The 297-nt window shown below is 63.3% G+C and carries 1 pseudogene; it reads right to left on the minus strand.

The features are described 5' to 3' along the window. Positions 1-34: 34 nt before the first annotated feature. A pseudogene (locus tag ACUN9Y_RS22290) lies at positions 35-172 on the minus strand (helix-turn-helix domain-containing protein); the annotation flags it as partial. Positions 173-297: the final 125 nt, after the last annotated feature.

Consider the following 297-nt stretch of genomic DNA (forward strand, 5'->3'; position numbering starts at 1 on the left):
TTTTTGCCTCGGTTCCCCGGTTCAGGCACCGACCTCAGTCATCGGCAAGGGACGGCAGCAGTACCTTGAGCTTGCGGGTCAGCGTATTGCGCCCCCATCCCAAAAGCTCCGCGGCTTCGCCCTTGCGACCTCCGGTGTGCTTGAGCGACGTTTCGATCAGGATCCGCTCAAAGCTCTTGTGGAAAGCGGCACCGCCTCTTCCACGCCCTGCCCCGCCCCGCTCGCGTTTTTGCCTCGGTTCCCCGGTTCAGGCACCGACCTCAGTCATCGGCAAGGGACGGCAGCAGTACCTTGAGC

Source organism: Halomonas sp. V046 (assembly GCF_052645355.1).